General features: G+C 52.6%; 18 protein-coding genes. 11 read left to right on the forward strand and 7 right to left on the reverse strand.

Features of this window, described 5'->3' with window-relative positions:
* Positions 1–77 precede the first annotated feature (77 nt).
* From BT114_RS09415 to BT114_RS09445, 7 genes are all read left to right on the forward strand, one after another.
* On the forward strand, positions 78–416 hold the full coding sequence (locus tag BT114_RS09415; protein ID WP_072326205.1) for a hypothetical protein: 339 nt from the start codon (positions 78–80) through the stop codon (positions 414–416).
* A gap of 165 nt (positions 417–581) precedes the next feature.
* Positions 582–1,769: an HD-GYP domain-containing protein gene (locus BT114_RS09420; protein ID WP_072326206.1), complete on the forward strand. Its 1,188-nt coding sequence runs from the start codon at positions 582–584 to the stop codon at positions 1,767–1,769.
* A gap of 30 nt (positions 1,770–1,799) precedes the next feature.
* Positions 1,800–2,267 carry a cytochrome c gene (locus tag BT114_RS09425; RefSeq protein ID WP_072326207.1) on the forward strand — a complete coding sequence of 156 codons (468 nt, stop codon included), beginning with the start codon at positions 1,800–1,802 and terminating at the stop codon, positions 2,265–2,267.
* Between the two features lie 34 nt (positions 2,268–2,301).
* Entirely contained in the window at positions 2,302–3,660 is a 1,359-nt protein-coding gene (gorA, locus tag BT114_RS09430) for a glutathione-disulfide reductase (protein ID WP_072326208.1), read from the forward strand.
* A gap of 205 nt (positions 3,661–3,865) precedes the next feature.
* Complete coding sequence (gene ectA / locus BT114_RS09435) at positions 3,866–4,369, forward strand: diaminobutyrate acetyltransferase (RefSeq protein ID WP_072326209.1); 504 nt, start codon at positions 3,866–3,868, stop codon at positions 4,367–4,369.
* 60 nt (positions 4,370–4,429) lie between these two features.
* Entirely contained in the window at positions 4,430–5,740 is a 1,311-nt protein-coding gene (ectB, locus tag BT114_RS09440) for a diaminobutyrate--2-oxoglutarate transaminase (protein ID WP_072326210.1), read from the forward strand.
* 11 nt (positions 5,741–5,751) lie between these two features.
* Positions 5,752–6,147, forward strand: coding sequence for an ectoine synthase (locus tag BT114_RS09445; protein ID WP_072326211.1), 396 nt, complete (start codon positions 5,752–5,754; stop codon positions 6,145–6,147).
* Positions 6,148–6,269: 122 nt separating this feature from the next.
* Here BT114_RS09445 and BT114_RS09450 read toward each other — a convergent pair whose 3' ends face one another.
* Together BT114_RS09450 and BT114_RS09455 are read right to left on the reverse strand one after the other, a co-directional pair.
* Complete coding sequence (locus tag BT114_RS09450) at positions 6,270–7,829, reverse strand: sensor domain-containing diguanylate cyclase (RefSeq protein WP_072326212.1); 1,560 nt, start codon at positions 7,827–7,829, stop codon at positions 6,270–6,272.
* Between the two features lie 82 nt (positions 7,830–7,911).
* Positions 7,912–8,835, reverse strand: coding sequence for a histone deacetylase family protein (locus BT114_RS09455; RefSeq protein ID WP_072326213.1), 924 nt, complete (start codon positions 8,833–8,835; stop codon positions 7,912–7,914).
* A gap of 105 nt (positions 8,836–8,940) precedes the next feature.
* Between BT114_RS09455 and BT114_RS09460 the strand changes: the two genes are divergently transcribed.
* A complete protein-coding gene (locus tag BT114_RS09460) occupies positions 8,941–11,670 on the forward strand; it encodes a bifunctional acetate--CoA ligase family protein/GNAT family N-acetyltransferase (protein WP_072326214.1) in 2,730 nt (909 codons plus the stop codon).
* A 166-nt stretch (positions 11,671–11,836) separates the two neighbouring features.
* On the opposite strand, the gene pdxH is transcribed toward BT114_RS09460, so the two are convergent.
* On the reverse strand, positions 11,837–12,484 hold the full coding sequence (pdxH, locus tag BT114_RS09465; RefSeq protein ID WP_072326215.1) for a pyridoxamine 5'-phosphate oxidase: 648 nt from the start codon (positions 12,482–12,484) through the stop codon (positions 11,837–11,839).
* A gap of 67 nt (positions 12,485–12,551) precedes the next feature.
* On the opposite strand from pdxH, the gene BT114_RS09470 reads away from it, so the two are divergent.
* Positions 12,552–13,235: a cytochrome b/b6 domain-containing protein gene (locus BT114_RS09470; protein WP_072326216.1), complete on the forward strand. Its 684-nt coding sequence runs from the start codon at positions 12,552–12,554 to the stop codon at positions 13,233–13,235.
* Between the two features lie 78 nt (positions 13,236–13,313).
* Here the strand turns inward: BT114_RS09470 and BT114_RS09475 are convergent, their stop codons facing one another.
* The gene (locus BT114_RS09475; RefSeq protein WP_072326217.1) at positions 13,314–13,772 is read right to left on the reverse strand and encodes a c-type cytochrome; all 459 of its coding nucleotides are present in this window, start codon (positions 13,770–13,772) and stop codon (positions 13,314–13,316) included.
* A 349-nt stretch (positions 13,773–14,121) separates the two neighbouring features.
* On the opposite strand from BT114_RS09475, the gene BT114_RS09480 reads away from it, so the two are divergent.
* Positions 14,122–14,898, forward strand: a complete 777-nt coding sequence (locus BT114_RS09480; protein WP_072326218.1) for a MotA/TolQ/ExbB proton channel family protein — start codon at positions 14,122–14,124, stop codon at positions 14,896–14,898.
* Positions 14,899–14,947: 49 nt separating this feature from the next.
* Positions 14,948–15,757, forward strand: a complete 810-nt coding sequence (locus BT114_RS09485) for a flagellar motor protein MotB (protein WP_072326219.1) — start codon at positions 14,948–14,950, stop codon at positions 15,755–15,757.
* 130 nt (positions 15,758–15,887) lie between these two features.
* Here the strand turns inward: BT114_RS09485 and BT114_RS09490 are convergent, their stop codons facing one another.
* Genes BT114_RS09490 through metH form a run of 3 tightly spaced genes read right to left on the reverse strand, consistent with a single transcriptional unit; the run spans position 15,888 to position 21,682 of the window.
* Entirely contained in the window at positions 15,888–16,592 is a 705-nt protein-coding gene (locus tag BT114_RS09490; protein ID WP_072326220.1) for a carbonic anhydrase, read from the reverse strand.
* 32 nt (positions 16,593–16,624) lie between these two features.
* On the reverse strand, positions 16,625–17,965 hold the full coding sequence (locus tag BT114_RS09495; RefSeq protein ID WP_245770420.1) for an MATE family efflux transporter: 1,341 nt from the start codon (positions 17,963–17,965) through the stop codon (positions 16,625–16,627).
* A 6-nt stretch (positions 17,966–17,971) separates the two neighbouring features.
* Positions 17,972–21,682, reverse strand: a complete 3,711-nt coding sequence (gene metH / locus BT114_RS09500; protein ID WP_072326221.1) for a methionine synthase — start codon at positions 21,680–21,682, stop codon at positions 17,972–17,974.
* Positions 21,683–21,757 lie beyond the last annotated feature (75 nt).

The following is a 21,757-nucleotide window of genomic DNA, read 5'->3' on the forward strand; positions in this document are numbered from 1 at the left end:
GTAACTCATGGACTCAGGTTGACTTTGATGGCATCAAGGGTAGCATTCCAGCATTTCCGACAAAAGGCGTGATCATAATGGATGGACGGCTTGCAACCAGTCTGGGCTGGTTTTTTGGGTGCTCTTTGATACTGGTCGGTTTCTGGCTGACAGGTTTTTATTTTCTCACAGGGGCTGCGCTGGCCCTGCTGGGTTTTCTCTGGTGGCCACCCAGTCGCAGCTGGATCATTCAGCGCCTGGGACTGCCGCGAATGCCGGTATTGCATGCTGCTTTAACCCTTTGTTTGCTGGTGGTGGCGCTGTTTGCTTTTATTGGACGTTATTCAGCTGAGCTGGAGGCTCGCGCCCTGGAAGCAGGTTATCCAGGCATTGAAGCCTGGCGGGATGCCCAACGAGAAACACAACGCCAGCCTTGATATACACGTAACAGCGTGTTGCATTTGTTCCTTAGCTTTACCGGAAGGCATGAAGATAGGATGGATTTGTTAAACCCTGTAAATATGCAATCTTCTGTCCATGCGCCTGCGTCTCCTCTCGGTTAGAATCGAATGAAACATCGACCCGCAGGACGTTGAAACACCATGGCGAAGGAAAAAGATCAGGAGCTTCATCCGCTTGATGAGAAGGAAATCGAGCTGGGCATGAAGCTACCCTGGACCATTTATACGGCATCCGGCCAGCTATTGATGAAAGAGGGTGCCCTTATCGACAACCAGCGTAAGCTGGATAACCTGCTGGGCAAGGGGTTTCGTTACAAATCCGGTCCGGTACCGGGTGCCGAGGAAGCCGGCCCGCCACCGGATGAACCCCAACCGGTGCGTTTTGCAGAAAACACCAATCCTTTTGCGGAGTTGGATGAGCTGGGTTATCAGCTCAAAAAACTCTTTGAACGCATTGAAGAACAATCTGCCAAACCCGGTGAAGTTGAGCGCAAAACCTATGAAATGGCTGCTCAGATTCAAGGTCTGGTGCAGCTTAACAGTGATGCAGTGCTGGGTGCGGTGCACTTGAACCGTGAACATGCCTACATCATCCAGCACCCCTTGCACGTCACTGTTATGGCGGCGCTGATTGCCCGCACACTCAATGTTCCCCAGCGTACCCAGCTTTCCATGCTGGCTGCAGCCTTGACCCAGAATGTGGGCATGAATGCCTACCAGATGCGATTGCATGCCCAGGCAGCCCCACTGGATGACAAACAAAGGGCGCAGGTTGATCAGCATCCTCTGGAAGGGGTGAAAATGCTCAATGCGGCCGGAGTGCATGACAACCTCTGGCTGCAAATTGTGTTTCAGCATCATGAAAAAGCCAATGGCAAGGGTTATCCCAAGGGGCTTAAAGGCAATCAAATCCGGCCGGAAGCGCGTATTGTTGCGCTGGGTGATGTTTACTCGGCGCTGGTCAGTGGGCGTCCCCATCGTCCCGGACTGAGTGCCCAGCAAAGCCTGCGCTCAATTTTTCTTGAGCGGGGACAGCAGTTTGATCCCAAGCTCAGTATGGTGTTTCTGAATGAACTGGGTCTGTATCCACCGGGTGCCTGCGTGCGTCTGCGTAATGGGGAAGTTGGGGTGGTTGTGCGTCGTACTTCCGATAGCCGTGCACCGATGGTCACCAGCGTGATGGATGACCGTGGACAGCTGTTCATGCGTTTGCAGGAGCGGGATACCAGTGAGTTTGACTATAATGTCATGGCCTCTGTGCATCCTCAGCATTTGCCAAAATTGAACCCAACCCTGTTGTGGGGAATCAAACTCAAGAGGATCGGCTGATATACTGAAAAAAATAGACGGAGGATACTGATGCACCACTTGTCCCGCAGTGGCTTATCACTGTTGTTAGTGTTTCTGCTGGGTTGGTTGCCGATACAGGCTCAAGCTGAAATGTCTGCAAGAGATGTGGATCTTCGCATCGATACCTTTGATGAAATCGATCGCTTATTCAAAGCACTGCGTTTCAAGGTTGTGAATCAGCGCAGTACTGATCGTCAGGGTGCCATGGTTTACTCCAGTGAACTGGTGCGCCTGGGTTACCGCCTCCCGGATTTGTTTGATCATCCTTCTCCCCGTGAAATGTTTCCTCAGAGCCGTGCTCGTCCGGAAATCTGGAATCGTAAAGACCGTTATGACTTCCTGATGGATGAGTTTCTGGACAATCTTGAAAAAATCCATGAAGACCTGAGTGCCGGCCGCATGAGTCAGGCGGGTCAGTTGATTGATCGTACTGCTCAGGGCTGCAGACGTTGTCATAACACTTTCCGTTACAGATAATGGCTGCTGCCATTTTTCATAACGGGAAGACCTGATGAGTGAACATGATTTTGACCTGCTGGTGATTGGTGCCGGATCCGGTGGTGTGCGTGCTGCGCGTATGGCAGCAGGTCGGGGTGTAAGGGTTGGCATCATTGAAGACCGTTACTGGGGCGGAACCTGCGTTAATGTTGGCTGTGTACCCAAAAAACTCTACTCCTACGCCGCCCACTTCGGGGAAGATTTTGCTGATGCAGCCGGTTATGGCTGGAACATCGGTACACCGCAGTTTGACTGGCCGGTATTGCGTGATAACCGTGCCAGGGAAATCCTCCGATTGAATGGGGTGTATAACCGCCTGCTGGACAACAGTGGTGTGACCCGTATCGAAGGGCGGGGCAAGATCCTTTCTGCTCATTCCGTTCAGGTGGGTGAAAAGACCTATAGCGCGGAACGCCTGCTGATTACCACTGGCTCCTGGCCTTACATTCCGGATTTTCCCGGTTCAGAGCACTGCATCACTTCCAATGAAGTGTTTGACCTGCCGGTGTTTCCGAAGCGCTTCCTGGTGTACGGCGGTGGGTACATTGCGGTGGAATTTGCTTCGATCTTTAAAGGTCTGGGTGCTGAAACCACACTGGTGTACCGGGGTAACAAGTTGTTGCGTGGTTTTGATGAAGAAGTACGTGACTTTGTTCAGGAAGAAATCGGTGCTCATGGCGTTAAGCTGTTGCTGGAGCAGGAGATTCAAAGCCTTGAACGCAAGGCGGACAAACTGCTGGTGACATTGGCTGATGGTTCACAGTTAACCGTGGACGCGGTGCTTTGTGCCACAGGTCGACGCGGCAACCTGGCGGGCCTGGGTCTTGAGAATGTTGGCTTGAAGGCCAATGCACAGGGTGAAATCCCCGTTGATGAACATTTTTGTACCGAGGTGCCGAGCATTTATGCGCTGGGTGATGTCACCGGTGGCCCGCAATTGACACCTGTGGCACTGGCTGAAGCCATGGTCCTGGTGCATAACCTCTACAGCGGTGAAGCTGCACGGGTGATGAATTATGACAACATTCCCACTGCAGTGTTTTGCCACCCCAATATTAGTACAGTGGGGCTGAGTGAAGAAAAAGCACGTCAGGTTTATGGCGAAATCCGGGTTTATTCCACCAGCTTCAGACCCATGCGTAATACCCTGTCTGGTAATCCTGGTCGTTGCCTGATGAAACTGGTGGTGGATGATGCCAGTGACAAGGTGGTTGGTTGCCATGTTGTGGGTCCGGAAGCCGGTGAAATCGTACAGGGAATGGGCATTGCAGTGAAAGCTGGGCTGACCAAGGCTGATTTTGATGCCACCCTTGGCATTCACCCCACCTCTGCTGAAGAGTTGGTGACCCTGCGTAGCCTGACACGACGTTAATCACTGGCTGTCCAGGCACGAACTGCAGAAAGTGAAGTGACCCCGCCCTGGCGGGGTTTTTTGTTTTATGGCAGCTACCGGGTTGGGCTGATTCGGAGAATGATAATTAAAAATTATGATTTAACCATTTCTTCATAATCCAAAATTTGATTTTTGGGTGGTTTCTGTTATCCTGTATGCATCCTGGATAGAGACCACAACTTATATGGATACTGAAAATCTACGTATCAGAAAGCCTGTAGCTGATGATGGTGTTGTTATTCATCAGCTGATTCAGAGCTGCCCTCCGCTGGATGTCAATTCGACCTACCTTTATTTGCTGCAGTGCACTCATTTTGCTGAAACCTGCGTTGTTGCCGAGCTGAACGGCAAGGTTGCTGCTTTTTTATCCGGCTACATCAAGCCGGGTAACAGTTCGACATTTTTTCTCTGGCAGGTAGCAGTGGGTGAGTCACTGCGAGGCAAGGGTATGGCCAGGCGCTTGCTGGATGCAGTGCTGGAGCGGGAGGCATGCCATGACGTGTGTTTTCTTGAAACGACCATTACTCCGGACAATCAGGCCTCCTGGGCGTTATTTCGCAGTTTTGCGCGGGATCGCCAGGCTGAACTGACCGATCAAGTGCTGTTCAGTACCGCTGAGTTGGGTGGTCAGCATGAACCGGAAGTACTGGTCAGGATCGGGCCCTTCCAGAATAAGCCCTTTGCTTAGTGCCCGGTAAGCTCATTGATGACCCACTTCACCGATTAAAAAACAGACAGGTAAAACACCATGACTGACGTAAACGTTAACTCTGAATCCCTGGAACGCCTGGAATCTGAAGTTCGCACCTACAGCCGTTCCTTTCCAACCGTTTTCAAGCGTGCACGTGGTGCCACCCTGACGGATGAAAACGACAAGGATTACATTGATTTTCTGGCGGGTGCCGGCACGTTGAATTATGGCCACAACAATCCAAAGCTGAAAAAAGCCCTGCTGGATTACATCATGGATGACGGTATCACCCATGGTCTGGATATGTGGACGAGTGCCAAACGTGATTTTCTGGAAACCCTGGAGCAGGTGATCTTTAAGCCCAGAGGGCTGGATTACAAGGTACAGTTCTGTGGCCCGACCGGAACCAATGCCATTGAGGCTGCCCTGCGGATTGCCCGCAACACTACCGGTCGCACCAATATAGTTTCCTTCACCAATGCATTTCATGGTGTGACTCTGGGTGCTCTGGCCACCACGGCCAACAGCAAGTTCCGCCATGCAGCAGCAATGCCCACTGCCGGCGTTTCCTTCATGCCTTACTGCGGTTACATGGATGGCGACTCATCCAGTCTGGCCTTTCTGGAAAAGACTCTGACTGATAACTCCAGTGGAGTGGATTATCCTGCAGCGATCCTGCTGGAAACCGTACAGGGTGAAGGCGGCATTAATGTGGCTTCCATTGAATGGTTGCAGGGCATCGAAAAAATCTGTCGCAAGCATGGCATTCTGCTGATTGTCGACGACATTCAGGCGGGCTGTGGCCGTACCGGCAAGTTCTTCAGTTTTGAACATGCCGGGTTGAAGCCGGATATTGTCACCAGCTCCAAATCGCTGTCCGGTTATGGATTGCCCTTTGCAGCAGTGTTCATGAAGCCGGAACTGGATCAGTGGAAGCCAGGTGAATACAACGGTACTTTCAGAGGCAATAACCTGGCCTTTGTCACGGCCACCACTGCGATGCGTGAATACTGGCGTAATGATGACCTGGCGCGTGATGTCACTCGCAAGGGCAAGATTGTCGAGCACCGCTTCAAACAGCTGGCTCGTGCTTATCAGGCAGCCGGTATTGAGGCCTCCGAACGGGGGCGTGGCCTGATGCGTGGACTGGATATCTTGCAGGGTGATCTGGCCGACGAGATTGTGGCTGACTGCTTTGAAAATGGCCTCGTCATCGAAACCAGCGGGCCAGAAGGGCAGGTGGTCAAATGCCTGTGTCCGCTGCTGATCAGTGATGATGAGCTGAACAAGGGACTGGATATTCTTGAGCAGGCTGTAAAACGCCAGTTGGACAGGCTGAACAGCAATCAGACCCGTAAGTCAGCCTGAGGAGTGGTGGCATGATAGTCAGAAACCTGGAAGAAGCCCGCAAGACAGATCGGTTTGTGGTGGCTGAAAACGGTAACTGGGACAGCACCCGGCTGGTGCTGGCGGATGATGGCATGAACCACTCATTCCACATCACCCGAATTTACGCTGGAACCGAGACTCCCATCCATTACAAGCACCACCTGGAAACGGTTTATTGCATTGAAGGTGAGGGCGAAGTGGAAACCGTGGCTGATGGTAAAATCTGGCCGATTCGGCCCGGTGATGTGTATGTGCTGGATAAACACGATCAACACCTGCTGCGTGCCAGTAAAACCATGACGGTGGCTTGTGTTTTTTATCCGGCAATCACCGGTACGGAAAAGCACCGTGAGGATGGTTCTTACGCGCCGGCAGATGAAGGCTAATCCTGCCGCCAAGTGATAAAAATGGTGTGATAAAAGCTGTGAAATAAAAAAGAGGCCATGTAGGGCCTCTTTTTTATATAGGGTTCTTATGTAAGCTTCCTGGCTGTTTTCACTGAGAACTCTCAGCTGTTTTCACTGAGATCCTGGCTTTGTCCGCCAGAGGTAAACAACAGGATGCGATTACGCCCTGTGCGTTTGGCATTGTACATGGCCTGATCTGCAGCACTGACCAGCTCATCAGCGTCAGCAAAAACGGGTTGGGCATTATCCCTTAATTGCTGAACAGCAATGCCCATGGATGCGGACACATAGATATCTTCCTTGTTGTGGCTTAGCAGGGGGGTACTGGCCAGGTGCTCTTGCAGGCGCCTTGCAAAAGCCAGTGCCTCATCCTGGTTAAAACCGGGCAACAAGGCAACAAACTCTTCGCCACCATAACGGCCAGCAATGCAGCCGCTTTCCAATTCCTGCTCCAGTGCCGTAGCAAAGGCTTTTAACGCTGAGTCACCCAGAGCATGACCATATTGATCATTCAGGGTTTTGAAATAATCCAGGTCAATGAAAACAACCGCCAGAGAACCACCGGATTGCTGAATCGCCATAAAGTGCTGTTGCAATTCTTTTTCGGTGTACTGGCGGTTAAAAATACCTGTCAGCGGATCTTTTTTGAGCTGTTCCTGGAGTTTTTCAGAATTACGGCGCAGTTCGTCAATTTCCTGCTGCTGCTGCGCCAGTTTCTGCATCATGCGCAGGTTGCGCTCCACCAGTAGGTGTTTGGCTTCCTGCAGCAGGTTAAAGGTGTCGATCTGTGCCGGTGCCTTGATTTCAAACAGGCGGGCAATATCAGGTAATTTGTCTTGCAAGTGCAGCAACAGATGAGAGAACTGGCGCTCATCCATCTGCAGATAATCCTGGCTGGCCTGGTAGGCCAGTGTCATCGCCATCTCCTGATTGGAAGACAACCAGGGGTCAGCCATCAAGCCGGATAAAGCCAATACACGTTGGGCTGCATTGGTCTTGTCTATTTCTTTAGGCAGTTGATGGCTGTTCAGCAGCGGCAGAGTGTACTTTTCCGGTAAGCCCCAGCGGCTGCATAACCAGTGGCCTACCTGGGTGTGGTTGGTACCGTATTCACGCTCTTCAAAAGAAGCCAGTTGGCGGTGGGAGCGGGCACTGTGATAAATCACACCGTAAATATCAGGGTCCATCTCGTTTAATGCCAGCATGCCAATGTCTTGCAGCACTGCCGCCAGATAGGTGGTTTCAACATCAAAGCGCAGGTTCATCAGGCGTTGCAGTTCACGCACCACCATGCCGCTGATCAGGGCTCGCTTCCAGAAGTTGTCCAGATCCATGCCGTTGCTGTCACGGGTGCCACGAAAGGCCAGCCCGAAGCTGAGCGACAAGGACAGGGCACCTTCCATGCCAATACGATTAACCGCCTGTTGCAGCGTTTTTAATTCGCTGCCTGCATAAAAGGCAGAGTTGGCTGCGGCCAGCAGTTTGGCGCTGAGGGATGGATCCTTGGCAACCAGATTGGCCAGCTCCAGGGTTCCGGCTGTGGGTGTGCGCGCCAGCTCAAGAATGCTCACCACAATGGCTGGCAGGGAGGGCAGGGTTCTGCAATCCTGAAGTTTCTTGATCAGGGTCGGCGGCAATTGAGAGTCACTGACCTGTTGCATGCATGGGTATCCTTGATCGACGTTAGTCGCGATGGGTTCCACTATACTCCAGTGCAGGCAAATCCAAAAGTCATCCGGTGCGTCAGAGGCCCTGCAGCGCCTCTATGTGCCGGTGAACTGATCGCGCCAGGGAGTTAAGGTCATAACCCCCTTCCAGCACGGATACCAGTCGCCCTTGTGCATGGATGCGGGCCTGATCCATCAATAGAGTGGTGATCCAGTGATAATCGTCATCTTCCAGATTCAGTTCACCCATGGGATCTTCACGATGTGCATCAAAACCGGCAGATACCAGAATCAGTTGGGGTTTGAATGCCTGCAGGGCAGGCAGCCAACTGGCTTCAATGGCTTTACGGAAAGCCAGGCTACCGGTATGGGCGTCCAGGGGTGTATTGATGATGTGATCGCCCTGGTGATCTGTGTAACGCCAGGGATAAAAGGGGTGCTGGAAGCTGGAGCAGACCAGCACACGCGGATCATTACGGAATACATCAACCGTACCGTTACCGTGGTGTACGTCGAAATCAACAATGGCTACACGATCCAGCTTGTAATGTTCCAGTGCATGAAGCGCACCAACGGCTACATTGTTGTAAAAACAAAAGCCCATGCTTTCCACGCGTTCAGCATGGTGCCCCGGTGGGCGCACGGCACAGAACACATTGTCAGCCTGGTTCTTGAAGATCTGTTCAACACCGCGCACGACAGCACCGGCAGCCATGCCAGCGGCATCCAGTGAGCGCGGACCCAGTAGGGTTTCATCTTCAATGGCGGTGAAACCTTCCTGTGGCAGACTCAGTTGTAATGAGCGGATGTGTGCTCTGGGGTGAGCACGATGTAGCTGTTCTTCAGTGACCGGTCGGGCAGAGTACTGCATCAGCTGATTCATCAAACCGCTGAGTTTAAGCTGATCAATGATGGCATTCAGGCGCAGAGGGCTTTCCGGATGCCAGGGCCCCATGTCATGAAGGGCGCAGTCCTGATGAGTGATGAAAGATGTGATCATGGCTCCGCCTGCTATTCGTTACTTTTTGTTATTCAGTTTAATCTTGTTTCGCTTTGGGGGATACTGGGCAATGGTCGAAGAATCTGGATGGGCTGGAGAAACAAGGTGAGCACAAGGTTTCTGCGTTATTTTTTTGAGCCACGTACCCTGGCAGTGATTGGTGCCTCGGAAAAAAACTTCAGCCTGGGTGGGCAGGTGGTGGTTAACCTGTTGGACGCTGCTTTTCCGGGCCGCGTATGGGTCGTGAACCCTAAGGGTTACATCCGTGTGCATGGCTGTGAATGTTATGCTCATGTACGTGATTTACCGGAGGTACCTGATCTGGCCGTGGTCTGTACACCGGCCGATGTTGCTCCCGATGTGGTGGCCGAGCTGGGCCGCTTTGGTGTCAAGGCAGCATTGGTGCTGACTTCCGGCCAGGGGCACCGCAGAACCAATTACAAGGTGCGACTGCTGGAAGCCGCCCAGAGCTCGGGCATACGGGTCATGGGGCCTGAGTGCATGGGGATTCTGGTACCCTCCCGCAAGCTGAATGCCAGTTATGCACCACAGAACATCAAGCCTGGCAAGGTGGCTTATATCGGTCAATCCGGCATGCTGGGCAATGCCATCATTGACTGGGCCAACGGGCGCGGCATAGGTTTTTCCCATCTGATTACCCTGGGCGACAGTGTTGACGTGCGCCTGGCGGATGTCATTGATTACATCAACCGTTTTTCCAATGCCCAGGCGATTTTGTTGCACCTGGAAAATGTGCCGGATTCCCGTCACTTCATGACCGCAGTGCGTGAAGCTTCGCGCAACAAGTTGGTGCTGGCGATTAAATCAGGTCGCACCGCGGAAGCTCAGGGCGACCCGGATCTTTATACCCCCGGTTTGATCAACCGCGACCCTGTGTATGATGCAGCCTTCTCCCGTGCGGGTATGGTCAGGGTGCATAACAGTGAAGAGTTGTTTGATGCCTTGGAAACCCTGACCCGCATGCGTCCGGTAAGAGGGGACAAGCTGGCCATTGTCAGCAATGGGCTTGGTCCGAGCATGCTGGCCGTGGATAGGTTGATACACCAGGGCGGGCAGTTGGCCCCCCTGACGGAAGCAACCCGCGAGCGGTTGCGCGCCTGGTTGCCCAGTGATGAGCATCGCATCAATCCGCTGGATATCGGTGGTGGTGCGACACCCCAGCAGTTTGTTGATGCCATCCAGATCGTTTCTGAAGACCCGGAAGTGGATGCAGTATTGGTGGTGCATGCACCCACTCGACTGGCACCCAGTGAAGCCACCGCACTGGCGGTGATTGCCAATAAAAAAAGCTACAAACGTAATCTGCTGACCAGTTGGATGGGGCTGGATCATGCCTTTCCAGCCCGTCATGAGTTCAATCTGGCTGGAATACCCACCTACCTGTCACCGGAAAAAGCAGTGCAAGCCTTTATGCACCTGGTGAATTATCAGCGCAACCAGTTGTTGCTGCAGGAAACGCCACCCACGCTGCCGTTTGAAACCTCTCAGGAAGCACGCAACCAGGTGAGGCAGTTGGTTGAATCAGTGGTGGCGGAAGGGCGTCTGCATCTGAGTCATGAAGAAACAGCGCAGTTGCTGAAAGCCTATGCCATTGACATGGCACCGACCTTTTACCCGAAAACACCGGAACAGGCCGGTTTGCTGGCAAAACAGATTGAAGGCAGCAAGGCTTTAAAAATCAATCATGCCACCAACTCCTGTCCGTTTGTGTACCGCAAGCACCCGCACAAGGTCTCTGCCGGGTTGTTACATGACCTGGAAACACCGGAGGATGTGCGTCTGGGTGCAGAAAAACTGCTGGCAAAAGTGCAGGAAAAGTTTCCGCACAGCCCGGTGCATTCTTTTGTGCTGCAGCCCATGCAGCGCGGCAAACACTCCATGCAGCTGAACCTTGGCATTACCCGTGATCCGGTATTCGGCCCGGTGATTTTGTTCGGTATTGGTGGTTACAAGGTCAATATCCTGCTGGATCGGCAGATTGCCCTGCCACCACTGAACATGACCCTGGCGCAGGATCTGGTGAAACGCAGTCATGCCGGTCGTTTGATCCAGGAGCACAGCAATCATCCTGAGCAGGATCTGGAGCGTATTGGTGTGCTGCTGGTGAAACTCTCCCAGCTTTGTTCAGACATCCCTTTGATTCGCGGCCTGGAAATCAATCCACTGTTACTGAATCGACGTGAAATGTTTGCCATTGATGTGCAGTGTGATCTGGGTGATCCGGCTTATCATGCCATCATGCCTTACCCGGAAGATCTGCGGAAAAAGGTGGCACTCAAGGATGGTCGGGAAGTGGAGGTGCGCCCTATTCGGGGTGAGGATGCTGTGGCACTGCTGCGCTTCCATAGTCGTTTGTCGGAAGAAAGCATACGTTTCCGTTATTTTCATAACAAGGCAGACCTGACCAAGCGTGACCTGTCACTGCTGACCCAGATCAATTATGACCGCCAGATGGCGTTTATTGCTGAACAGACACTGGAGGATGGCAGCAAGGAGATTCTGGGTGTGTCACGTGTCTGGACTGATCCGGATAATATTCGCACCGAATTTTCGGTGATCATCCGTGATGATCTGCAGGGGCTGGGGCTGGGTTCGTTGCTGATGAATAAACTGATCAGCTATTCACGCAGTGTTGGAACACTGGAAATGGTCGGAAAAATCATGGTGGAGAACCACCCGATGCGAGGCCTGATGAAGCATCTGGGTTTTCAGTGCACCTACAACCTGGATGAGCAGGTGATCGATGCGGTGCTGCCGCTGAATGAACCCACCACCGAGTGGCAGCGGCATCGTCTGGCCAACCCGGTGGATTAAGAACCCTCTGATTAACTATTACGCTTGACCATGCTGCGTTGAAATTGATCTCAAACTGCTCATTTACTCCGTGTAAACTGCGCTTTTTCAATCAATTTCGCCTTGCCTTGCCTGCGCTCATCACGTTAATCAGAGGTTCTTTTAGTTTGGTTTCCTGGGTATTGGATCAGGGCGACAGGCGCTCCCTGATCCACTCGCCACCTTCCAGTCGGAAACGAATGCGGTCATGCAAGCGGCTGGGCTGGCCCTGCCAGAACTCGACCAGGGTAGGGATGACCCTGTATCCACCCCAGTGGGGTGGGCGAGGCAGGGTATCAAACTCACGATATTGTTCTTCCAGAATGGCCTGGCGTTCACTTAACACTTCGCGGCCACTGATGATCTGACTCTGTTCTGATACCCAGGCACCCAGTTGGCTGTCACGCGGACGACTGGTGTAATAGGCATCAGACTCATCATCTGACAGCTTTTCAACACGGCCTTCAATCCGAACCTGGCGCTCCAGCATTTCCCACCAGAATAACAGGCTGCAGCGCGGATTTTCAGCCAGTTCCTGGCCCTTGTCACTTTCGTAGTTGGTATAAAACACCCAGCCCTTTTCTTTTGAAAACCCCTTTAATAACAGAATACGTGCACGTGGTTGGCCATCTTTTCCTTGAGTTGCCAATGTCATGGCATTGGGGTCCAGATTTTCAGTTTGCACGGCTTCAGCCAGCCAGTGAGTGAAAAGTGCAAAAGGACAGCTGCCGGCCTTGTCTTCTGTAAGGCCGTCTTGAGCGTAATTTCTTCGCATTGCGGCAAGATCACGGTTCATCTTGCTGATCTCCTGGTGTAAAGTGGTTTATAAGACTTTTTGCAACTGAATCAGGAGGATTGATTCCATGACAGCGCAGGTACCTGCCCAGAATATCAAAGTCTGGGACTGGTCGATAAGGGTATTTCACTGGTCCTTGCCTTTGCTCATTTTTTTGCTCTGGTTTTCTCAGCGCAACGGTAATCTTGAGCATCACTTTCTGTTTGGACAGGTGTTAACAGGGTTGTTGGTTTATCGTGTGATCTGGGGTTTTATCGGTACCCCTTATGCACGCTTCAGCCATTTTCTGCGGGGACCAGAACGCCTGCTGGTTTATGTGCAAAATTTTTTCTCATCCGATAAACCGCTTTACCTGAGCCATAACCCTCTGGGTGGTCTGATGGTGCTGGTGTTGTTGGGTGCTGTCAGCTTTCAGTTGGTCACCGGCCTGTTTACTACAGATGATATTTTTTTCTCAGGGCCGCTTTATGACACTGTTTCCCGCTCAACATCGGCTTGGATGTCGCGTTGGCACCACAACTTTTTTGACTGGTTACTGGTGCTGATTGGCTTGCATCTGGTCGCAATTTTGGTTTATCGGTTGAGAGGCGAAGGGTTGGTCAAGGCCATGTTCACCGGCAGCAAAAAAACGACTCGTCAGCCGGAAGATGAGTTGAGTGTTGATACGATGCAGGCATTTCCCTGGCTGCGTTTTGCTCTGGCTGTTGTGGCAGCTTTACTGGTAGTGCTGGTGATTTTTCACTGGGTGTGAGAAGTGCAGATTCTTGAGTGATAAAAAAGGCCGCCCTTGTTGAAGGGGCGGCCTTTTACTGGCTGCTAGATTTGTAAATCAGCGTGCACGGTAATCATCGTGGCAGCTGCGGCAGCTTTGTACCAGGGCACCAATGGTCTGGCGTGCCTTGGCTTGATCAAAGTCAGGCTGGCCAGAGGCTTCTACCAGTTCTCCCAGGGCTTTACCAAAGGCTTGCCCTTTGGCCTGGAAGTCACTCATGTTGTTCCAGGCGCGATCTTGTAATCTGCTACCCGTCACACCACGGGTTGCCGGGAAGTAGGTTTCACCCAGCATGGGGGCAACCTTGGCAATATTGGTAGCGCGTTTGTGTACTTCTTCCGCATCAAAGGGAATATCACCACGTACCATGCCGCCTAATACACTGCTTTGTGCACTGAATACCTGGTAAATGGCTTGACGATATTTAATGGCATCTTCAGGCTTGAACAGATCGGCCTGGACGCTTGTGGTACCCAGCAGGGCCAGGGTTGCAACAGCTAGGGTCTTTTTCAGCATGGGTTCTCTCCTTGTCAAAGCAAAGTGGCAGTGGTTTTAACTGCAGCTTCTTATAAAAACAGAAAGTCACTGTTTTCATTATCAGATGCTTATAAAGACCTGACTCTACATCAATTCTGTGCGGGTCGCAAAAGTGATTGCCTTACGAACAAGCCATAAAATGTGCATGATGTTACAAAAATTCACGGTGGAGCGTTTTTTTTACCGTTTAAATAGTGGTCTGGCTACAAAAGCCTGGCGTGCAATACTGTTCAAACGCTTCAGGGCTGCTATCATAGTCACTATCTGCGCCTGACGGGTTGTCAGGGGTATGCGCGTTTAACTGCCGTTTTCACTTAAGGATCGCAATATGGATCTTGCTACGCTGCTGGGCCTGGTGCTGGGGTTCACCCTGATCATACTGGCAATTATCACCAGTGCGGATCTTGGACTGTTCTTCAACCTCCCCGGTATTCTACTGGTCATGGGCGGAACCTTTTCTGCAGCCTTGATCAAGTTTCGGGTGCAGAGCTATCTGGTTGGAATAAAAGAAGGATTTGCCACAGCCTTTTTTGAACGTAATGACAACCCGCGCGAAATTATTGCCTTGGCCAACCGCCTCTCTCGCATTGCCCGTCGTAACGGCCTGCTGGGTCTGGAAGATGAACCCATCGATAACCCGTTTTTCCAGAAGGGCGTACAGATGTGTGTAGACGGTAGCGCCCCCGAATTTATTCAGGAAGTACTGCAAAAGGAAATGCTTCTGACCATTGAGCGTAAATCGATTGGTGAAAGGGTATTCCGTGCCTTTGGTGATTTGTCACCCGCTTTTGGCATGATCGGTACACTGGTGGGTCTGGTCGCGATGCTGAATAACCTGGATGACCCGACTAAATTGGGTCCGGGTATGGCGATTGCACTGCTGACCACTTTTTATGGTTCACTGATGGCGCAGCTGGTTTTTATCCCTCTGGCTGACAAGCTGGAAATGAAAGGGGATGAGCTGCGAAACAACATGGCACTGATCGTTGATTCGGTCATGGGTATTTATAACGGTATGAACCCGCAGGTACTGGATGAGCTGCTGGAAACCTATTTGCCGGAATACCAGCGTGGTGCCGTAAACATGACGGAAGAAATCGAGTAAAGCAGACCAACCTGAGAGGTTGTCTGGCTGAAGGAGAAACACTGCTGTCATGACCAAAAATGCCTTGCCGCAAAAGAAGAAAAAAGAGATCAAGGGAACCCCGGTTCCTACATACATGATCACTTTTGCCGACATGATGACACTGCTGCTGGTGTTCTTTGTGTTGATCCTTTCTTTTTCAACCATGGAAGTGGAGCGTTTCCGTGCTATTTCCATGGCATTGCAGAACTCTTTCGGCTTTCAGATGATGAACCCGCTGAATCTGATACCCGTGGACAATCCACCTCGAACTGAAAACATCATTGCTCCAATCAAGCCTGAACCGCCGACCACTGAAAACACTGGGATGGAAAACCAGTTGGATGCCCTGGGCAATCGACTGCAGACCAACTTTGTGGATGAGATCGAGCGCGGACTGATCATTGTTGAGCAAGATGAAGATCACATCATTATCCGCTTTCCAGATGATTCAGCCTTTGGATCAGCCAGTGATTGGCTGGAACCACAAATGGTTCCGATCATTCAGCGGGTAGGCGACCTGATCTCCGAGTTTGAGATGTATGTGATTGTTGGTGGTCATACCGATAACATTCCCATTCATACTGAGCGTTTTCGGTCCAACTGGGAGCTTTCCACCGCTCGCGCCATTTCGGTGGCACATGAGTTGACCTGGATGAGTGACTTGAATGAAGAGTACCTCTATGTGGTGGGTAATGGGGATGCCCGTCCGCTGGCTACCAATGCCACGCCCGAGGGACGTGCACGTAACCGCCGTGTGGAAATTCTACTGATGGAGCGTGACCTCACCGAAGAGCGCGAGGTTTTTCAGGGTATTCAGCAGATTCCTACCTATCGCTGACCCAGAAACCCTTGCTTATAGCGCTAAAAAAACCTGCCAATGGGCAGGTTTTTTTATTATCGAGTAAATGAGTATTGTGAGATCAATTTCAGGGCGGTATCAGCAAGCGCAAGGGTTGATCATAAGCATTTCAAGGCTGCTCTGGCGTATAACGTGCGCGAGGTGTGGCCATCGGCCAGGGTTCTTCATCCACCGGACGAAATTTACCCTGAGCAGCGTCATACGCAAGGATTTGGCTGGTACCCACATTGTAGATCCAGCCGTGAATAAACAGTTGGCCACTGGCCAGTCTGGATGCCACGGAAGGGTGGGTGCGCAGGTGATCCAGTTGTGCCACCACATTTTCTTCGGTCAGTACGCTCAGTGCATCATGGCCACCACAACAATTGTGCTCCACCACCGTTCTGGCTACTTCAGCATGGCGTAACCAGGCCTTGACGGTTGGCATGTGCTCAACTTTTTCAGGGTTCATGACGGCCTTCATGGCGCCACAGTCAGAGTGTCCGCACACAATGATGTGTTTCACACCCAGGGCCATCACAGCGTATTCGATGGCAGTGGATACACCACCCAGCATCTGGCCGTAAGGCGGTACGATGTTACCGACATTACGGGTAACAAACAGGTCGCCGGGTTCACTCTGAGTAATCAGTTCGGGAACAACACGAGAGTCGGAGCAGGTAATAAACATGGCGCGAGGATTTTGTTCCTGCGCCAATTCTTCAAAAAAAGCCTGCTGCTGAGGGAAAACATCGTTTCGAAAGCGTCGAAAGCCCTGAATGATTTTATCCAATGCCTCGTTAGCACTTTCGGCAGTGTTTCTTGAATCCGGCATGATCCGGAGGTCTCCTTTAGGTAATTGCCTTTTTAAACTTGTAATCGCTGCCAGCGACGTTGCTGCCAGATCCAGATAAACAAACCTGAGTTGATCACCCGGTAAGCCAGTTGTGCGCACCAGATGCCCAGTAGGCCATAACCTAAATGAATGCCCGCAAGCCAGGCCATGGGCAAGAAAAACAGCCACTGCATGGACAGGCTCAGTTGCATCACCAGTCGCTGCGCACCGGCGCCCTGTAATGCCTGATTAAACACGATAGCAGCAGCATCCAGGGTGATCATGATGCCCGTGAGCATCAAAGGAATTCTGCCTAATTCGATCAAGTGGGTATCATGCAGGAAAATACCCAGAATGGCTTCAGGGAACAGCAGCATCGGCAAGCCCAGAACTGCCAGTAGCAATGAGGCCAGCCGCATCACTTCCCAGCCCCAGCGATGGGCTTCTTCCTTTTGCTCTTCCCCGAGGCTGTGACCGACCAGTGTCATGGCTGCCATACCCAGGCCTACGCCTGGCAGAATCAGTAGCAGGGACAGGTGCACCAGCACATGGCCTACCGCCACACTGGAGGTGCTGATTTGTCCCAGAAACCAGAAAAGGATGGCGTAGCTGACGGCAAATAAAAACTGCTGAACCGAATTGGGAATGGCAAGGCGCAGGGTGCGCCATAACAGATTAAAGGTTGGAACCTTGAACAGAAAACCACTCGGACAGGCACGCTGCCAGGTCAGCCAGCCCCACACCAGTGCGCCGGCAGTAACGGAAAGGCTGGTGCCCAGTGCGGCACCAACAGCGCCCAGCGGTGGAACACCCAGGCCACCGTGGATCAGCCAGATGCTCAACAGAATATTCAACCCATGGGTGAACAAGATGATGCGCAGGTAAATGCCTGATTCATGAATGCCGTGCCAATAACCCCTGAAACACAGGGTCAGGGCAACGGGCAGCAGTGCCAATACCCGCCACTGGAAATAATCACTGGCAACGGCCTGTACTTCAGGCGTCTGATTGATCCAGGCAACAATCCAGCCGGCTTCCAGCCAGCCAATCAATGTCAGTGGCAGTGTCACCAGCAATGCCAGCAGAATGGCAGCATTCAGTGGCAAGGCACGTACCGAGTACTCTCTGGCACCATGACGGCGTGCAACCTGAGCTTGCACCCCGGAAGATAGACCCATGATCAGGGCGGTCAGCATAAATATCGCGTAACCACCCACGCCCACCCCGGCCAGCACCGTTTCCCCCAGACTGCCGACCAGCGCCGCATCCACCAGATTCAACAGGCTCTGGCTTAACATGCCGCCCATGATCGGCAAAGCCAGTGCCAGAATACGGCGGGTGCGCTCTTTTTGCATCGAGGGTGCCTGATCCATGAAGGATTACTGATCCTGATCCGGATCGTAACCCAGAACCGGCATCAGCCAGCGTTCCAGCTCCTCGAGTGACATGCCCTTGTGGTTTGCTGCACTGATCACCTGGTCTCGGGTGATTTTGCCCAGATTAAAATACTTGCTGGCCGGATGCGCAAAATACCAGCCGGATACTGCTGCGGTGGGGTACATGGCATAACTTTCGGTCAGGATCAGCCCGGTGTGTTCTGTGGCATTCAGCAATTTGAACAACAGGCCTTTTTCGGTATGGTCCGGGCAGGACGGATAACCCGGGGCAGGGCGAATACCCTGATAGGCTTCCTTGATCAAGGCATTGTTATCCAGTTGTTCGTCAGCAGCATACCCCCAGAACTCCTTACGCACCCGCTCATGCATGCGTTCAGCAAAGGCTTCTGCCAGACGATCCGCCAGCGCCTTGACCATGATGGCGCGATAATCATCGTGCTGAGCCTCGTATTCCTTGGCCAGCTCTTCTGCACCTATGCCTGCGGTGACGGCAAAACCGCCGATCCAGTCGGCAATGCCTGAGTCTTTGGGCGCCACAAAGTCGGCCAGGGACTTGCAATGACCGTCCTTGTCCGGTGTTTGCTGGCGTAAATGGGTCAGGCGTTGCACCACCTGCTGACGGGTTTCATCGCTGTAAACTTCGATGACATCATCCAGCGAGTTGGCAGGCCACAGGCCAATCACGCCACGTGCCTTGATTTTTTTGCCTTCGATCAGTTCGCTCAGCATTTGCTGAGCATCAGCAAACAGCTTTTTGGCTTCTTCACCCACCACCTGATCTTCAAAAATGGCCGGGTATTTGCCCACCAAATTCCAGCTGATGAAAAAAGGGGTCCAGTCAATGCGCTCGACCAGTTCTTCCAGTGAATAATCATCAAAAGCCTGAACACCGGTGATCCGAGGTGGTACCGGGGGTTGTGCGCTGAAGTCCAGCTGCAGTTTACGACGGCGAGCCTCGGCATAATCACATTCAGCAGCCTTCAGGGTGCGTTTACTCTGGCGATCGCGTACCGCGTCATATTCTTCACGGATTTTTTCCATGAAGGGGGCTTTTAAGGTTTCAGACAAGAGGTTACTGGCAACACCCACGGCGCGGGAGGCATCACTGACATAAACCACCGCTTCATCATAGTGGGGATCAATTTTCACAGCCGTGTGGGCTTTGGAAGTGGTGGCACCACCAATCATCAGCGGGATTTTAAAGCCCTGACGCTGCATTTCTTTGGCAACATGCACCATTTCATCCAGTGACGGGGTGATCAAACCGGACAGGCCAATGATGTCGACCCTTTCCTCACGTGCCTTTTGCAGAATCTTGTCTGCAGGCACCATCACTCCCAGATCCACCACTTCATAGTTGTTACACTGCAGCACCACACCGACAATGTTTTTGCCGATGTCGTGAACATCACCCTTGACGGTGGCCATCAGGATTTTGCCCTTGGTTTGTACCTCGCCGGATTTTTCCGCCTCGATATAAGGGATCAGGATGGCCACCGCCTGTTTCATGACGCGAGCAGATTTCACCACCTGTGGCAAGAACATCTTGCCTTCGCCAAACAGGTCGCCGACGATGTTCATGCCATCCATCAGCGGCCCTTCAATCACATGAATCGGGCGCTCGGCCGCCTGGCGGGCTTCTTCAATATCCACATCAATGTAGGCGGTGATGCCTTTCACCAGCGCGTGGGCAATGCGCTCATTGACCGGCAGTTTGCGCCATTCCAGATCTTCTTTTTTCTCGGCACTGGCACCATCACCGCGGTATTTTTCAGCAATATCCAGCAACCGCTCGGTAGCATCCGGGCGCCGGTTCAGCACCACGTCTTCCACGGCATCACGCAACTCGGCAGGCAGGTCATCATAAAGTGCCAGCTGGCCGGCATTCACGATGCCCATGCTCATGCCCACCTTGATGGCATGGTAGAGGAACACTGAGTGAATGGCTTCACGCACCGGATTGTTACCCCGGAAGGAGAAGGATACGTTGGATACACCGCCGGAGATCAGCGCGTGAGGCAGGTTCTTGTGAATCCATTCGGTGGCCTGAATGAAGTCCACGCCATAGTTGTTGTGTTCTTCTATACCGGTGGCCACGGCAAAAATGTTCGGGTCAAAAATGATGTCTTCCGCAGGGAAGCCGATTTCATCCACCAGCAGCCGGTAAGCACGTTCACAGATTTCAATCTTGCGCTCAAAGGTGTCGGCCTGCCCACTTTCATCAAAAGCCATCACAATGATGGCGGCGCCATAACGCTTGCACAGGCGAGCCTGCTGACGGAAGGCTTCCTCGCCTTCTTTCATCGAAATGGAGTTAACAATCGGTTTGCCCTGCACACACTTCAGACCGGCTTCCAGAATCGGCCATTTGGACGAGTCCAGCATGATCGGCACCCGGGCAATGTCCGGTTCACCGGCAATCAGGTTCAGGAAACGCACCATGGCGGCTTGAGAATCCAGCATGCCTTCATCCATGTTGATGTCGATCACCTGCGCACCGTTTTCCACCTGTTCCAGTGCCACTTCCAGCGCGGTGGTGTAATCCTCGGCCACAATCAGCTTTTTGAAGCGTGCGGAACCGGTGACATTGGTGCGCTCGCCGACGTTCACAAACAGTGAGTCAGCGGTGATGTTGAAGGGTTCCAGACCCGATAAACGACAGGCAGGCGCAATTTCAGGGATCTGTCGCGGTGGGATACGGGCCACCGCTTCAGCAATGGCCTTGATGTGGGCCGGAGTGGAGCCACAACAGCCACCAATGATGTTCATCAGGCCAGACTGGGCAAATTCCACCAGAATGGCGGCCATTTCTTCCGGCGTCTGATCGTACTCACCAAAGGCATTGGGCAGACCCGCATTGGGGTGGGCTGATACATAGGTGTCCGCAATGCGTGACAGCTCCTCAACATAAGGACGCAGGTCTTCAGCACCCAGGGCACAGTTCAGGCCGATGGAGAGGGGGCGGGCATGACGCAGACTGTTCCAGAAGGCTTCCGTGGTCTGGCCGGACAGGGTGCGCCCGGAAGCATCGGTGATGGTGCCGGAAATCATGATCGGCAGCTCATAACCCTGACGTTCAAACACTTCCTGTACAGCAAACACCGCAGCCTTGGCATTCAGGGTATCAAAAATGGTTTCGATCAGAATCAGGTCACAGCCACCCCGAATCAGTGCTTCGGTGGCTTCAATGTAGTTTTCCACCAGCAGATCAAAGGTGACATTCCGGTAACCTGGATCATTCACATCGGGTGAAATGGAGGCAGTGCGACTGGTTGGACCCAGTACCCCGGCAACATAACGGGGGCGTTCCGGTGTGGAATACTGATCAGCCGCTTCACGGGCCACTCGGGCACCCGCTTCATTCAGCTCTGCCGCCAGTGCCTGCATGTCATAGTCGGCCTGGGACAGCTGGGTGGAGTTAAAGGTATTGGTTTCAATGATGTCCGCACCGGCGGCCAGGTATTCACCGTGCAGGCGGCGAATCAGATCCGGCTGGCTTAATACCAGCAGGTCGTTGTTGCCCTTGACATCACTGGGCCAGTCAGCAAAACGCTCTCCCCGATAATCGGCTTCCTGAAGTTTCTCTTTCTGGATCAGGGTGCCCATACCACCATCAAGAATGACAAGGCGTTGTTTCAGGGCATTTTTCAGGGCTTCAAGGCGCGCCTGAGTGGCAGCAGCAGGGGCTTTCATCTGGGGTTTCCGAATCTGGTTGCAAAGTTCGGCGCATTGTAACAAAAAGCCGTGGAGCTGGTCAGATAAAAAGAC

It is taken from the genome of Marinospirillum alkaliphilum DSM 21637 (genome assembly GCF_900119735.1).
GTDB lineage: Bacteria > Pseudomonadota > Gammaproteobacteria > Pseudomonadales > Halomonadaceae > Marinospirillum > Marinospirillum alkaliphilum.